Below are 14,096 nucleotides of genomic sequence, written 5' to 3'. Positions count from 1 at the left end.
TAGTTCGATAACGCAGGTCGTATGCAACAACAATTATCTGAAATTCAAAATATCGTCGAAGATGTCTTAAAATTAGCCAAAAAAATGGGCGCAAGCCAAGCTGAAGCCAGTATGTCTAAGGTTCAGGGCATAGCCGTGTCTTCACGCCTAAAAGAAGTCGAAACCGTTGAGTTTACCAATGACGGAGGTTTAGGCATCACGGTGTATCACGGTCAGAAAAAAGGCAGTGCTTCTACAGCTGATTTGTCGCCTCAAGCGCTTAAATTAACCGTTGAAAAAGCCGTCGAAATTGCTAAACACACCAGTGAAGATCCTTATTCAGGCTTGGCCGATAAAACCTTAATGGCCTTTAATTACCCCGATTTAGATTTATTTCATCCTCAAGAACTCGATACCGAGCTTGCCATCAAACAAGTTATTGCCGCGGAAGAGGCCGCATTGAGTGTTGATAAGCGCATTACCAACTCTGATGGCGCGTCATATAATGCCAATTTAGGCACTAAGGTTTACGGTAATAGCCATGGCTTGAATGCCGGTTACAACAGCAGCCGTTATAGTTTAAGCTGTGTAGTGATTGGCGAACAAAACGGCGATATGCAACGTGACTACAGCTATACCGTTGATCGCGAAGCAAACTTGTTGTTGTCGCCAGAGCAAGTGGGCCGTGAAGCCGCACAATTTACCCTTGATAGACTTGGTGCTAAAAAAATTAAAACCGCAAAAGTCCCGGTTTTGTTTCATCGCGAAATCGCCTCGGGCTTATTTGGTCATTTTGTCAGTGCCATTAGTGGTGGCAATTTATATCGTCAATCGTCTTTTCTACTCGATAAATTAGGTGAGCAAGTCTTGCCTAGTTGGCTCAACATCGTCGAAAAACCCCATGTTTTACGCGGTCTAGCCAGTTCGCCTTTTGATCATGAAGGGGTGATAACCAAAGATCTTGATGTGGTAACTAATGGCCGATTAAATACCTATTTGCTTACGAGCTACTCAGCTCGAAAATTGGGTATGCAAACCACTGGGCATGCAGGTGGTATCCACAATTGGTATATCAAACATACCGGCGAATCCGATAAAGAAATGTTGGCCAAACTCGGTACTGGTTTATTAGTGACTGAACTGATGGGCCAAGGCGTGAATGTGGTGACCGGAGATTATTCACGGGGTGCAGCGGGCTTTTGGGTAGAGAACGGCATTATTCAGTATCCTGTGCATGAAATCACCATTGCCGGTAACTTAGCTGACATGTTGAAAAATATTGTTGCCATTGGTGCGCAAACTGAAACACGTGGTGCGATTCAAACTGGTTCAATCCTGATTGATAACATGCAAGTGGCGGGTGACTAAGGTTTTTAAGTCATATCGTTCGATTGTTTTTCTTTTCTGCGCGGGGCTTGCCGCGCAGAGTTAAAATTGACAGTGTGACCTTATGGGGCGTGGACGACAGCATGTCGTGGAAAACACTTACGCCATTCCTAATCGAACTCATTCCCTTCCTACTGTGTAATCATGATGGGTCTGCAAAACCTGCTTTACCAGTGATTTTAACCATTCTTGAATAAATAATGACAGTTCTTGTGTCTAACCCAAGTGCTGCGCCTTTGAGGTTACCGTTCTTCTGCTAAATGTTGTTTTAAGAAAGCAGCAACTTGTTGATAAAAGGTAATTCTATTGGCTAATTTAGCAATGCCATGACCCTCGTCAGGAAAGCGTAAATACGTCACGGGTATATTTTTATCGCGTAAGGCCTGAACCATAGTGTCTGATTCGGTAACCGGGTCACGTGGGTCGTTAACGCCATGTTCATAAAACATTGGCGCTTTGATTTTATGCACGGTATTAACCGGTGAGTTTTTAGCGTAAAAGTCTATCCAGCGTTGTTCGCGAATATCGCCATATTCAATCCGATCTGAGGCTTTAAGCGCAGGTGAAGCGGTTTGTAAGGCTTTTACCCAGTCAGCCACACCAACAAAGGACAAACCTGCTTTAAAGGCGTCAGGATAAGCACCCATAACAGCATTAACCATGTAACCGCCGTAAGAGCCCCCCATTACCGCCGCTTCATCAGCATTAACCTTGCCTTGCGTTTTTAACCATGCCAGTGCATCTACTAAATCACGTACACTGTCTAAACGCTTCTCTTGGTTATCTAGCCGCGCATAGGTTTTGCCAAAGCCCGTTGAGCCTCTTACGTTGATATCGAGTACTGCTATGCCTTGGCCTAACAAATATTGGATCAATGGCCCCCACGAAGCTCGAGACTGACCCGTTGGGCCGCCATGTACGTCAATCACAATGGGTGGCAGTTTGGCTGTTTCGATAGCCGGTAAATACAACAAACCGCTGATAGCTAACCCGTCTCTGGCGGGAAATTCGATAACCTCTGGAGTAATCATCTGTTGAGAATCAATACCCGCCATATCAGGCGCCATCAGCAAGCGCGTTTGTTGCTTCGTTAAGTCGACTAAATACAAACTGCCGGGCGTCGCTGGCCCGCTTATACGTACTACTAGTTCCTTACCCACTTCACTGCATGAAAGTGAGTACACACCATCGGGTAACGCCACTGTATTCAGTGATTTGGTTTGTTGCTCATAGACATGTAATGTGTCAAAACCGTATTCATTGGTGGTCCAAACAAGATATTTTTCTTGCATACAGCTTTGTACATTTTCAATGTCAAACTGATGACTAAATAAGGTTGTAGTGGAGCCTGTGTCGAGTTGGTGTTGGCGTAATGATTTCATTTCGCCATCTTGGTCGGAGGTGAAATAGAATGCCTTACCCGATGCAGACCAGACGAACTGACTGTAATCAGAGGAAATTTCGGGTTTGAATATATTCTCCATTTTACCTGATTGTGTATTAAGCAAATACACATTTGCGCCATCTTCGCCCACCACTTCAGTCACTATCGATAGTTTACCCTTGGGCTGCCATTGACGTGGATAAAAGCCAAACTCAGATTGATAAATCATTTTGGGTTTATTGGTGCTTGCGTTTAGATCCAACAAGTAGATATCAAAATCTCGACCGTTTCGTTCAGTAGAAGCATAAGTAAATTGTTGACCTTGTTGGTCAAAGTCGCCGAAGACACGATAAGCGTTGCTGTGTTCAAGAAGCACTTCCTCGCTAAGTCCATCCTTTGCGATCAGGTAATAAGCTTCGCGTTCATTACCTTCATTATCTGCGCCATAAACAATATGCTCACCATCTGGATGCCAGCGATAAAATGTCACACCATTGCCATAGGTTAGTTGGGTGGTTTGCCCCCCTTCTAAAGACAATAACCACACTTGAGGCACACCAGTCACATTGCTGATGTAAGCGACTAAGGAACCTTGCTTATTCATGGTGGCGCGTGACGGACCACGGGCTTGCAAAAAACGTGAAATATCCACCGGGCGATCGCTCGCCATACCCACATTAATGGGTTTTATTTGCGGTGTATCTTGCGGGTAAGGCCACTCTGAGCTGTGGACCAGTTTTGATAAAAAAATAAAAGACCAAGAGATAGAAACGATTAAAGATACATACTTCATGCGAATATCCATATTAAGCGATGATAATTTATACAGGTTAGTCTTAGTCAGCTTATCTAACAACTCATATCCGTCCTACCCGAGCCAAATGGTTGCCAAGCCTATTGTGCAATCAGGTCATGGATCTCATTTAGCGACGGCAATATGTGCGACTCTTGATAAAACAAACGATTAAGCCGGCCTAGCAAATTAACTGAACGTGAGGGATCGTGCGCCTTACGCCGGTGTAAGCTGCTGGTTTGTAAAAACTCCCAGGGTTTGAGGTTCCATTCAAGTAACTCCTCTAAGGGAATATCCAGTTGGCTCACGGTACTGAGTATTCGCTCTGTTTTACTCTCGTTTATGGGCAAAATAATAGCTTGATAGAGTTCAGTTAGAGGTTGACTAATGACATCAATGGTATGGTTAATAGCCAGCCAAATATCATCGTGGCTATGGTGCACTCCCTTAGGTGCATAGTAGCCCATTACTTCCCACTCTAACTCGGCATTGCCTACCGCTATCGAACTGCCGACTCGTGGTGAATATGACAAATCAGGCCGTGCGCCAATGTTATAGGCATCTACCGACAAGCCAACGATAATCGCGATGTCGCCCATCACCGATTTATTGATATATATGGCTTCAAAGGCACTGCGTTTAACGCCCATCCAGCCGTAAACCACCGGTTCTAAGGCCGCAAAGTCACGCACATCGTCGGGTAAATCTTCACCGTATTTATCGATAAATAATGGCGAGGGATCTTGCTGCAGATTTTCGTTAGGTACCCATACTTCGTATTCTTGGCGGGCATCACCTTTACCACGGCTTTTTATGCCGTAGGATAGGTTGATAGGCCGACATATATTTCTATTTTCACCCTCTTTATGAAAAAACTCCGAACGAAAACGTTTAATAAAGGGGGCGTCAAGTCCGGCAATGGCGGCTGTAGGATAACGAAAGCCGATATCACTTTTAGCGACAATATTAAAACCGGGAATGTGTTGTTCGAGTAAACGTTTTACCCCGCGTAAGTTTTTAAAACTGGGTACCACAATACTGCGCTCAGGCTCAATTGTGAGTCGTTGACCCTCAGGAGTCACAAACTTTGGTGTTTTATGATAGTCATGATGCATCAAACCAAGGGTGTTAGCGAAATCATTGCGAATCATCGCAAGTTCAGTAAACAGGGCATCGTGATCACGAATATGTTTAAACAAAGGACGGTGAATGGCCATATAAATGTCTCTCCCTGAAGATAAGGTTTAGCTAATACGCGACGGTATTTAATCAGCCATTTTGTTGAATAAAGTAACTAAGCTTGCAGGTATTCGCAATGGGAATCTGCCGATTAACTCAGCGACAATAAATAAAAAACGAAGGGAATGATTATGATGCGCCAATTTTCTAGAAGGCCAATCACATGTTCAATTATGATTATTTTTTCAATTTTGCTAGTTGCTTGCCAAGCGCAACACCGGCCAGCAGAACCACCCGCTGTAATCGGAAAATTTAATTCACAACGGGATTTGTTGTTAGCTCAGTTCGATAGTAAAACCGATGTAGACGACATTCATAGTATTGCTGCGGTAGCCAGTATTTTACGACATCCCGAATTTGCAAAAATTAACTATCATGCCGTTGCAGGCGCTTATGGTATGCAAGAGGGCGAATATGTGCCGTCCCCCGCGTTATTTAAATTAGCCTTTGCTAATCACTGGTCAGATGCTCATGCGAATCAAAAGCAAGCTCTTGAAGAAGTTTTTAGTTTAGCAATGTCAACCTTGCAACAAGGAGGAGATATCTGGATAGCAGAAGCGGGTCAATCCGATTTTTCAGCTTTGTTGATTAAAGCCCTATTAAGTCACGATCCTAATATAGCCACTCGGCAACGAGTGCATATTGTGCAGCACAGTGACTGGAATCAAAACAACACCTCGGTTGAGGCGTTAAACTATGTTAAAGCCCACAGTGACTACCACAAAATTGCTGATGGCAATGCCCTTAATAATGGCACGGCAGGTTATAAGTCTGATGATGCAAGTGCGTGGGAAGTCGCTTTGACGCATAAAGACCAGGGTGCATTGTGGCAAACTGCACAACAAATAGCAGATAAATACAACGGTCAAGATGGCCGTTATAACAACGAATCAATTGCCTTAGGTGGCTTTGATTTTTCTGACGCAGCAGAAATGACTTGGATCTTTGATATCGAAAACGCACAAGATGTGAATGCTTTTTTTGCCAAGTTCTTACCTTGATCAGCCGGATTAGTGTGTTTCCTTACTGGTTGTAAGGTGGTTTATTGTGCGATGTTAAAAAGTAACCCGCTAAGGTAGCGGGTTACGACAAGAATACGATGTTGCATTAAAAAGAGGTGTTTAATTTACGACCTTATCGATGTGAAATACGCCAACATCAGCTTCAGTAACTTCAACCTTGCTACCAGCGGGTATAAGCTCTGTGCTGACTAACTTCCAATCAATGCCTGAGTACCGATACGTTGGGTTTTCAGTGGGACTTACGGCTGCATCCACCACAAAACGATGACCGACTAAATCGCCTTTAGCTTTTTTGGTATCTACTTTGTTCTGCATGTTCTTTAAGGGTTTCCACAATAATATAGCGGCTAATGCTGTAATCACGGCTACAGACAATGACGCGCTTAATAAGGTTTCAGGTATCGCACCGATAAAAATGAGTACTCCTGATAGTAGTGCGGCTACACCGACAAAAAACAGTACAAAAGTTGAAAAGCCTAACACCGCAATCTCGATAGCCAATAAGGCTAAACCGAGAATAAATAGGATTTGGCTTAGGTTGTTAATTGCCCAATCCATGACTTAAACCTTTTTATTTAAGGTGTTAATGATGGTCATGGCTTGCGCTACTATGCTCGCCGCTTCGGTTCCTCCATCGGGCAAAAGCACCACAGATGATTCTTTGGCAATAGCGCGTTTGGCTTCAATCGCTTTGCTGGCCAAATCGAGTTGTATGGCTTTTTGGCCTTCTTCCGTCGCAGCAGCTTCACCTACTTGGCGTAACGCTTCGGCTTGGGCCGTGGCTACCGCAATAATTGCCTTCGCCTCACCTTCAGCACGCAGCACGGCTTCGGCTTTATCGGCTTCAGCAGCTAATACGACGGAGGCTTTTTGACCTTCAGCGCGGTTAATGGCAGCTTGTCTGTCACCTTCTGATTCAAGGATCTGTGCGCGTTTTACCCGCTCAGCTTTCATCTGTGCTTCCATGGCTTCCATCACAGAATGTGGCGGTACAATGTCTTTTATCTCGTAACGCAGTACTTGAATGCCCCAAGGGCCTGAGGCTTGATTGATGGCGGCAACAATATTGGTGTTAAGAATATCACGCTCTTCAAAGGTTTTATCTAGCTCCATCTTACCCAACTCTGAACGCATAGTGGTTTGGGCAAGTTGAGTAACAGCAAACACATAGTCGTCTACGCCATAGGTGGCTTTGTAAGGGTCGAGCACCCTAAAGTACAATACGCCGTCGACGTGCAAGGATATGTTGTCTTTGGTGATAGCACTTTGTTCTGGTACATCTACAGCTTGTTCTTTAAGCGAGCGGTCAGCTGAAATACGGTCAACAAAGGGCAAAATAAAATTCAGTCCTGCTTCTTTGGTTGATTGATATTTACCAAATCGCTCAATCACATAGGCACGGTTTTGTGGCACAAATTTAATAGATGTTTTTAGTAGGACAATTACAAAAACCAAAACTAAGGTTTGTGGGCTCAATAGATATTCGAATATTAATTCCATGTCATTCTTCCTTACAGCGGGTGGCACGATCAGCCACGATTTTACTATCTGTGCAATTACACATTAATTCAACTAAGCATAACGTATATTTGAGCAATAAAGATTGTTCAATTTTATATAAATTTCTGACGCGTGAAAGAAGCGGTTGTCGCGGCATTACTTTGAGTTCATCGTTTGATCTTCGAGATAAAAAGTAGGTAAACAAAGTGTAGATTTTGCGTCACTAAATTAGGTTTAGTTGCTGAATGATAAAGCGCGCAATGACCTGTGTGGTGAAAGCTGTTACCATTTTCAATATAGCGGCTCTTTTCCTTCATTGAGCATATTTTTTCTTGTACAGGGCGTGACTGGTATGCTCCCTGTTTTGTTAATTAGTTTTGGGTATCAGGATGACACTCTATTTTGTACTTGCTAAGTGGAATTAATGGGTATTAAACAATTCATTCTACTATTTTTACCTTACTTGATGCTTTGTGCTTGGCCTGCAATTGCTGAAGACGACACAGTAAAAGAGATGGTATGCCTCACTACACATTATCCGCCTTACACCATTTACCGTGAAAAACAACGTGATTTTGTGGGGCGAGATATGCACTACCTTAATCAGTTGGCCAGTAGATTGAATTGGCATCTGACAGTGCTTAATTTTCCATGGGGTCGGGTCAAACTTGAAATTGAAAAAGACCAATATAATTGTATTTTTTCACTCGCCTATAATCAGCGACGGTCTGAGTTTTTAGACTATACCGCTCACCCTTTGCATGTGACGCAATACGCAGTATTTTATGCAAAACAGAATGCGCAAATACAACAGAAAAACTTGGCTGGCAAAGTCGTTGCGGTGCTACGAGGCATTCCATTAGATGAACACGTATTAAATAAATATGGTCTTGGCCAAGCTACCATCATTTATTTAGATTCAAATGAAACCTTACTGGAAATTCTCACTACTGGTCGAGTTGATGCTTCCGTATTAAACGATGAAGTGGGGCGGTTTTTATTAGAACGTAGTTCATTTAAGCATAATATCGATTCATTTGTCGTATCAGAATTTGAGTTGCCAGTTTATTTGGCTTTTCGCAAAGGAACCGTAGATATGCCAGTCATCGATGCTACCTTAACGCAAATTATGCTTGAAGAAGGCCACGTTAAGCCGTAAGGAAGGGGCAGCTTCGCCCCTTTTATTGACTTAATTTAGCTAAGGCATACTTAGTTCAAACCCAAATCTCGTGTTAAATTTTCATTGCGTTCTCGGTGCACCACAATATTGTCTTCGATTCGAATACCACCGTAAGGCTTAAGTGTGTCAATCACATCCCAGTTGATAAATTTAGACTGCTCAGTGGCTTTTAAATCGGCCAGTAAACTATCAATAAAATATAAACCCGGTTCAATGGTAAAAACCTGGCGGGGTTCAACTAAACGAGTGGTACGTAAAAAAGGATGGGCTTGTGGTGGTGGATTAGGTGTACCCCAATCGTCTGCAGAATGGCCTGCTACGTCATGCACTTGCAGTCCTAAAAAGTGCCCTATGCCGTGCGGAAAAAACGTGCTTACAATACCTTGTGCCACGATATCGTCTGCGTTTAAGTTAACGATACCAAAATCTGCCAACATCTTAGCAATTTGTCGGTAAGCGCTTAAATGGATCTCTGTGTAAGCAATGCCTGGTTTAAGCTCTTCAGCTAACGCTAAAGTCAGTTTATGCATGGCCTTAATAAGTTCTGCAAACACGCCGGCGTGTTGGGTATAGGTTCGCGTGATGTCTGCCGCATAACCATGAAAGCTGGCGCCAGCATCAATCAAAAATGAACGACTTTGCGCAGGCGCCACTTTGTCTACCTGCATATTATGCAGTATCGCGGCATTCTCATTTAAGGCCACAATACTGTTATAAGGCACCTCATTTTCACCTTGCCCTACAGCGCTTAGGTAAGCCAAGTTGATCTCAAATTCGCTTAGGCCTTGCTCAAATGCTATTTTTGCCGCGCGATGGCCGGTTACCGCCAAGCGATTCGCTTCGCGCATGCAGTGCAATTCATAGTCGGTTTTGTAAGCGCGTTGATAATGCAAGTAGTGCATGACACGATCAGGATTGACCAGCTCAAACCCTAAGGCTTTAGCGACTTCAATGTATTCGCCTACATAAGCATGACGACTTTTATCAAATGGCAGGTGTTTTTCAACTAAATTAGCCTGAGTTAAATACACAATATCAAATTGATCGACCCAAAATGCGCTGGGTTTCGCAGGCACTTTATGCCAAAAATCTTTGGGCCGATAAAAAATCAACTTAGGTTTATCGACACCGTTTACAACTAACCAGCAATTGGGGTTATCAACGATGGGTAGCCACGCTTTAAACTGCGGGTTTACGTGAAAAGGGTAATTATTGTCATCAAGGAACAGACGTTTTCCCTGGCCCGAGTGGATAATCAAACCGTCGATTCCTTCACGGGCTAAGGCATCGCGAGTACGATGCTGCAATTCTTGAATATGTTGAGGGTAGGATTGCGCAAACACAGACATGCAAAAATCTCTTCTAAATCTTAATTGACCATAGCCTACCATACGCGCTAGGTGACTTGCATCTGGGCTTGAGACAAATAAGCTTAGGCTGTCATTATATATTTACTATTGAGACTCTTAGCCCTGACTGTTAATCAGTAAGGGCTAAAGTGCTCGTTTAGCTTCCACCCACGAATTAGAAGTGAATGACGGTGCGAATACTTTCGCCTTTGTGAAGCAACTCAAAAGCATGGTTAATGTTGTCTAGTGGCATGGTGTGAGTGATAAAATCATGCAATTTAAACTCGCCTTGCAGATAACGTTCAACATAATCGGGTAATTCTGAACGACCTTTAACACCACCAAAAGCAGAGCCACGCCATACTCGGCCCGTGACTAACTGGAAGGGGCGCGTAGATATTTCCTGACCCGCACCGGCAACCCCAATTATTACTGATTCACCCCAGCCTTTATGGCAGCATTCTAGCGCTGAACGCATCACGTTCACGTTGCCAATGCATTCAAATGAATAATCCACTCCACCGTCCGTCATCTCAACGATTACGTCTTGAATGGGTTTATCTAGGTTCTTAGGATTGATGCAATCAGTTGCACCTAACTTTGTGGCTAGGGCAAATTTACTTTCGTTAATGTCAATGGCAATGATGCGTGAGGCTTTCGCCATGGTTGCGCCAATGATAGCTGATAAACCAATGCCGCCTAAACCAAAGATAGCCACGCTTGCACCTTCTTCTACTTTGGCAGTGTTCATTACTGCGCCCATACCAGTGGTAACACCGCAACCTAATAAGCAGACTTCTTCTAAGGGTGCGTTAGGATTGACTTTAGCTAAGGCAATGTCAGGTAATACTGTGTATTCAGAAAAGGTAGAGCAGCCCATATAATGAAAGATGGGTTTGCCATCTTTGTAAAAACGAGTCGTACCATCGGGCATGAGACCCTTACCTTGAGTTGCGCGGATTTTTTGGCAAAGATTGGTTTTACCCGACAAACAAAATTTACACTCGCCACACTCCGGTGTGTACAAAGGAATAACATGGTCGCCAACTTGAACACTGCTTACACCTTCACCGACTTGTTCAACAATACCGCCACCTTCATGGCCCAATATGCAAGGAAATAAACCTTCTGGATCTTCACCTGACAACGTAAACGCGTCAGTATGACACACCCCAGAAGCGAGAATTTTAATCAGCACTTCACCTTTTTTGGGCAACATTACATCCACTTCTTCTATGGACAAAGGCTGATTGGGTCCCCAGGCAACGGCGGCTCTAGATTTTATAAATTGCTCAGACATTATGTATCTCGTGTAATTAAAAAAAGATTGGTTTGCAGGTGACGACCAAGCGTTAACGATTTTCATCAAACTTGATAAGTGAGTGACTATTATATCTGTTACTTAATCGATGATAATATCGTGTAATTGTAATTCAGTTTTACATATAGGTAATAATCATGGCTTGGGATGGGATCAGTGAATTTGTGTCTGTGGCTGAAACACAAAGCTTTACCAAGGCTTCGCAGCAAATGGGGATCTCTACCGCCCAGGTCAGTCGCCAAATCAGTGAACTTGAAAAGCGCCTCAAAACAAGACTTTTTTATCGCACCACGCGAAAGGTCACTTTGACAGAAGAAGGGCGTCTGTTTTATCGCCATTGCCGTGGCCTTGTAGACAGTTTAGAGGCTGCAGAGCAGGCTATCACCAACTTGCAAGTGAAGCCGCAAGGTAAAATTAAGATGACAGCACCAGTTACTTACGGTGAACGGCATATTTTACCCTTACTAAATGACTTTATGAGTTTATATGAAGAGGTACAAATTACCGTTAATCTAAGTAACGACAAACTCGACTTATTAGAGCAAGGCTACGATCTGGCTATACGGTTGGGCAAGTTAGTGGATTCCACCCTAATGGCTAAAATGCTCGGCCAGCGTACCAATTATGTGTGTGCATCACCGAGCTATTTAGCACAACACGGCAGCCCTGTTTCACTGTCTGACTTGCACAACCACAGTTGTTTACTGGGAACCTTAGATTACTGGCGATTTAAAGAAAAAGGTAAAGACCGACACATTCGAGTCAGTGGGACCCTGCGTTACAACAGTGGTTTTGGTTTGGTGGATGCGGCGTTAAAAGGCTTAGGCATTGTGCAATTACCTCACTACTATGTTGAAACCCACTTGCAAAGTGGAGATTTAGTTGTCTTGTTAGATGAATTCAGTGAGCCTGATGAGGGTATTTGGGCGGTTTATCCACAAAATCGCCACCTGTCGCCCAAAATACGCTTGCTGGTGGATTATTTAAGCGAGCATTTAAAATAAACGAATCACTTTGGACAAAGGCCCTATTGATATTGAATTTTGATTTGCTGCGCCAACCACGCACGATTTTTGGTATCTGCCAATGCCTTATCTAACGAAGCAAGAAACTCAGCAGCCCAGGGTAATTTAGGTGAAAGTGCTAAATAAAATGGATTTTGTGATAAACAACCTAAGGATTGAAAGGGGGCTTTTTGTCTTTGTTTTAAATGCCAATCAATAACATGTGAATCTGCAACAAATGAGTCTAGTCGGCCTTTCTCAAGCATTGCCACTAAACGTTCTAAGCCGTCACTGCCTGCCAGTTTTACCACATTGGTATTGCGGTAGTTACTGACAAAGCTGTCTAAGGGTTCGCCGTAGCCGTAGTTTGCCATAACCCCAAAAATAGTTGAGGACAGAGAAGAATGACCTTGGTAACGCCAAGTGGCATCAGCTAAGCCGTAAAAACACATTTGATAGGCCATGAGGGGTTGGCGAGTAAATAATAAGTTTGGCGCTTCAGCGGGAACCGCAGTCAACAAACCGTGGTTATTACCATTATTAACTTCTTGAACGGCTCTGGCCCAAGGAAGAAAAACCAATTCTAGATTACGATTTTGTTGGGCGACAAGGTGCTCTATATAATCATGCACAATGCCCTTTTTAATTGGCTCTTTTTCACAAGCGTAGGGGCACCAATCAGTTGTTGCTAATATAATTGTGCCAGGTATGTCTTGAGTCTTAGCCTGAGACGCAGGTAACCAAAAGTAAAGTGAAAGACCTATGAAAAGAAACCTTAAGCTAGTTTGCAAGCATCGTGCTCCTGAGCAAAAACTTCATGCATTATGGTATATTTATACGCAGGTGAAGCAAAAAGTGCAAAGTTACGTATTATAAAATCTAACAATTGCGCGTGGGTCGTTCCCGTTTTGCTGGGTGCGTAACATGCATGGGATGATCACAGCGCAAAATCACCCGCGAAAACAGCAAATAGAAGAATGTGGCTGCAAAGTTGAACCTTGTTATTTGCTCTTGCCTTGTAAGGCGTTATCACTCTCTAGGGTTGAATGATCAACACATCCGTTTTGAGTAAGGCTAAAACACTCTCAGCGGTATTACCCATAAGTTTGGCTCTCACACCTTTGCGCCCTACGCTTCCAATTACCACCAGTTCAGCTTGCACTTTAGAGGCAAGGCTTGGAATTACGGTACTCGCATCGCCGGCTTTTATATGAATTTGCTCAGTGGATACCGCATTCTCCCCTAGCATTTTTTGTAAGGCAGGCATGTATAATTCTTTGGCTCTTTTCAGGGTTTTATTTTTATCAATTAAGCCTAAATCTTTTAATACTGGCGATATCGCTACGCTACAGCAGTAATGCACAGGCATGCCGGTGATTGTGCCAAGTGTTGCTGCGGCATCAACTAATTTTTGGTTGAGCGCTTGTTTCGATTTGACTTGAGTCGCCATATCTAGGGCCACCATGATAGCGCGTTTTTTGCGCCACTTTTTTTCTGCAACCAACATTACTGGTGTTACACCATTACGCATTAAATGCCAATCAGTGGGCACATAAAATGCGCCTTCACTGCGGTGTCCGGTTTTGACAATCAAATCATAGTGTGTGGTTTTACTTTGTTGCTTGACCCAGCGGCTGATGTCCTTTTCCCATACCACTTCAGACGTAAGGTTTGCGTCGATTTTTAACTCGGTTATTTTATGGTTTAGCCATTGTTGATGAGCGAGCAGTAATTTAGCTTTGATGTCGTCAACTTGAGTGCTATCCAACTCTTTAGCAAGACTGGCCAGGTCTTCATAAATAAAAGCGACAATATGCAAACTGGCGCCAAATTTAGCAGCCATACTTGCGCTGTGTAACAAGGCTTTTTGTTCAGCATTTTGTTTGTCGGCGATGACTAAAATAGAATCGATTTTCATACAGGCCCTTATTTTTTAAAT

General features: G+C 43.4%; 12 protein-coding genes. 4 read left to right on the top strand and 8 right to left on the bottom strand.

Translation table 11 applies throughout. The features are described 5' to 3' along the window. Positions 1–21 precede the first annotated feature (21 nt). A complete protein-coding gene (pmbA, locus tag ACEN2L_RS06905; RefSeq protein ID WP_441742778.1) occupies positions 22–1,347 on the top strand; it encodes a metalloprotease PmbA in 1,326 nt (441 codons plus the stop codon). A 260-nt stretch (positions 1,348–1,607) separates the two neighbouring features. On the opposite strand, the gene ACEN2L_RS06900 is transcribed toward pmbA, so the two are convergent. Beyond that, positions 1,608–3,542 (bottom strand): S9 family peptidase, encoded by a 1,935-nt coding sequence (locus tag ACEN2L_RS06900; protein ID WP_441742777.1) that lies wholly within the window; start codon positions 3,540–3,542, stop codon positions 1,608–1,610. A gap of 101 nt (positions 3,543–3,643) precedes the next feature. Then, on the bottom strand, positions 3,644–4,759 hold the full coding sequence (locus tag ACEN2L_RS06895; protein WP_441742775.1) for a hypothetical protein: 1,116 nt from the start codon (positions 4,757–4,759) through the stop codon (positions 3,644–3,646). A 195-nt stretch (positions 4,760–4,954) separates the two neighbouring features. On the opposite strand from ACEN2L_RS06895, the gene ACEN2L_RS06890 reads away from it, so the two are divergent. Next, entirely contained in the window at positions 4,955–5,782 is an 828-nt protein-coding gene (locus ACEN2L_RS06890; protein ID WP_441742773.1) for a hypothetical protein, read from the top strand. A gap of 120 nt (positions 5,783–5,902) precedes the next feature. Here ACEN2L_RS06890 and ACEN2L_RS06885 read toward each other — a convergent pair whose 3' ends face one another. Further along, positions 5,903–6,361 carry an NfeD family protein gene (locus tag ACEN2L_RS06885; protein WP_306022254.1) on the bottom strand — a complete coding sequence of 153 codons (459 nt, stop codon included), beginning with the start codon at positions 6,359–6,361 and terminating at the stop codon, positions 5,903–5,905. 3 nt (positions 6,362–6,364) lie between these two features. Next, the gene (locus ACEN2L_RS06880; RefSeq protein ID WP_306022255.1) at positions 6,365–7,303 is read right to left on the bottom strand and encodes an SPFH domain-containing protein; all 939 of its coding nucleotides are present in this window, start codon (positions 7,301–7,303) and stop codon (positions 6,365–6,367) included. A gap of 424 nt (positions 7,304–7,727) precedes the next feature. On the opposite strand from ACEN2L_RS06880, the gene ACEN2L_RS06875 reads away from it, so the two are divergent. Further along, positions 7,728–8,462 (top strand): substrate-binding periplasmic protein, encoded by a 735-nt coding sequence (locus ACEN2L_RS06875; protein ID WP_441742770.1) that lies wholly within the window; start codon positions 7,728–7,730, stop codon positions 8,460–8,462. A gap of 50 nt (positions 8,463–8,512) precedes the next feature. Here the strand turns inward: ACEN2L_RS06875 and pepQ are convergent, their stop codons facing one another. Both pepQ and ACEN2L_RS06865 read right to left on the bottom strand, forming a co-directional pair. Continuing rightward, the gene (gene pepQ / locus ACEN2L_RS06870) at positions 8,513–9,832 is read right to left on the bottom strand and encodes a Xaa-Pro dipeptidase (RefSeq protein ID WP_441742768.1); all 1,320 of its coding nucleotides are present in this window, start codon (positions 9,830–9,832) and stop codon (positions 8,513–8,515) included. A 175-nt stretch (positions 9,833–10,007) separates the two neighbouring features. Next, entirely contained in the window at positions 10,008–11,132 is a 1,125-nt protein-coding gene (locus ACEN2L_RS06865) for an S-(hydroxymethyl)glutathione dehydrogenase/class III alcohol dehydrogenase (RefSeq protein ID WP_441742767.1), read from the bottom strand. A gap of 158 nt (positions 11,133–11,290) precedes the next feature. Between ACEN2L_RS06865 and ACEN2L_RS06860 the strand changes: the two genes are divergently transcribed. Next, positions 11,291–12,157, top strand: a complete 867-nt coding sequence (locus ACEN2L_RS06860; protein WP_441742765.1) for a LysR family transcriptional regulator — start codon at positions 11,291–11,293, stop codon at positions 12,155–12,157. Between the two features lie 23 nt (positions 12,158–12,180). Here ACEN2L_RS06860 and ACEN2L_RS06855 read toward each other — a convergent pair whose 3' ends face one another. Together ACEN2L_RS06855 and ACEN2L_RS06850 are read right to left on the bottom strand one after the other, a co-directional pair. Then, positions 12,181–12,948 (bottom strand): substrate-binding periplasmic protein, encoded by a 768-nt coding sequence (locus ACEN2L_RS06855; RefSeq protein WP_441742763.1) that lies wholly within the window; start codon positions 12,946–12,948, stop codon positions 12,181–12,183. A gap of 245 nt (positions 12,949–13,193) precedes the next feature. Beyond that, a complete protein-coding gene (locus tag ACEN2L_RS06850) occupies positions 13,194–14,075 on the bottom strand; it encodes a universal stress protein (protein WP_441742761.1) in 882 nt (293 codons plus the stop codon). Positions 14,076–14,096 lie beyond the last annotated feature (21 nt).

Origin of the sequence: Flavobacterium sp. W21_SRS_FM6 (assembly GCF_052119645.1) — a bacterium.
Taxonomy (GTDB): Bacteria; Pseudomonadota; Gammaproteobacteria; order Enterobacterales; family Alteromonadaceae; genus Paraglaciecola.
This window is presented reverse-complemented; position numbering and strand designations above follow the sequence as displayed.

What these genes read in the sequence shown, in the direction of transcription:
- pmbA (WP_441742778.1), top strand. Translation starts at nt 22, where the DNA reads ATGCAACAACAATTATCTGAAATTCAAAATATCGTCGAAGATGTCTTA.
- ACEN2L_RS06900 (WP_441742777.1), bottom strand. Translation starts at nt 3,542, where the DNA reads ATGAAGTATGTATCTTTAATCGTTTCTATCTCTTGGTCTTTTATTTTT.
- ACEN2L_RS06895 (WP_441742775.1), bottom strand. Translation starts at nt 4,759, where the DNA reads ATGGCCATTCACCGTCCTTTGTTTAAACATATTCGTGATCACGATGCC.
- ACEN2L_RS06890 (WP_441742773.1), top strand. Translation starts at nt 4,955, where the DNA reads ATGATTATTTTTTCAATTTTGCTAGTTGCTTGCCAAGCGCAACACCGG.
- ACEN2L_RS06885 (WP_306022254.1), bottom strand. Translation starts at nt 6,361, where the DNA reads ATGGATTGGGCAATTAACAACCTAAGCCAAATCCTATTTATTCTCGGT.
- ACEN2L_RS06880 (WP_306022255.1), bottom strand. Translation starts at nt 7,303, where the DNA reads ATGGAATTAATATTCGAATATCTATTGAGCCCACAAACCTTAGTTTTG.
- ACEN2L_RS06875 (WP_441742770.1), top strand. Translation starts at nt 7,728, where the DNA reads ATGGGTATTAAACAATTCATTCTACTATTTTTACCTTACTTGATGCTT.
- pepQ (WP_441742768.1), bottom strand. Translation starts at nt 9,832, where the DNA reads ATGTCTGTGTTTGCGCAATCCTACCCTCAACATATTCAAGAATTGCAG.
- ACEN2L_RS06865 (WP_441742767.1), bottom strand. Translation starts at nt 11,132, where the DNA reads ATGTCTGAGCAATTTATAAAATCTAGAGCCGCCGTTGCCTGGGGACCC.
- ACEN2L_RS06860 (WP_441742765.1), top strand. Translation starts at nt 11,291, where the DNA reads ATGGCTTGGGATGGGATCAGTGAATTTGTGTCTGTGGCTGAAACACAA.
- ACEN2L_RS06850 (WP_441742761.1), bottom strand. Translation starts at nt 14,075, where the DNA reads ATGAAAATCGATTCTATTTTAGTCATCGCCGACAAACAAAATGCTGAA.